This is a genomic window from Citrobacter sp. Cb004 (assembly GCF_030337065.1).
In the GTDB taxonomy this organism is placed as follows: domain Bacteria; phylum Pseudomonadota; class Gammaproteobacteria; order Enterobacterales; family Enterobacteriaceae; genus Citrobacter; species Citrobacter braakii.
This window is the reverse complement of the sequence record NZ_JAOWCH010000009.1, coordinates 1-367: the sequence shown is the minus strand read 5'-3', so window position 1 is coordinate 367 and position 367 is coordinate 1. Positions and strand designations below refer to the sequence as shown.

Sequence of the window (367 nt, the reverse complement as noted above, 5' to 3'; positions counted from 1 at the left end):
TGTTTATCTGAAGGCGTGGATGTGCCTTCTCTGGATGCGGTGTTGTTTTTAACGCCGAGAAGCTCTCAGGTGGATGTGGTGCAGTCTGTCGGACGTGTGATGCGGCGTGCTGAAGGTAAGGAGCTGGGCTACGTCATTCTGCCGGTTGTCATTCCCGCCGGAGAAGAGCCGGAGAATGCGTTGAACAATAATCAGGCTTACCGTGTTGTCTGGCAGGTGCTGAATGCACTCAGGGCGCATGATGACCGCTTTGATGCCATGATCAACAAGCTGGAGTTTAACGGTAAAGATACCGGCAGAATGGAAGTGATCGCGGTAGCCGATAAAGTGGTGAAGAAAACCAAACGGCAGACGAAAAAATCTGAGA

General features: G+C 51.5%; 1 protein-coding gene. It reads left to right on the top strand.

Annotated features, from left to right (window positions below; all coding sequences use genetic code 11):
- The coding region (locus tag OGV65_RS00055; protein ID WP_286454470.1) for a hypothetical protein at window positions 1–367 on the top strand (367 nt) is incomplete at both ends.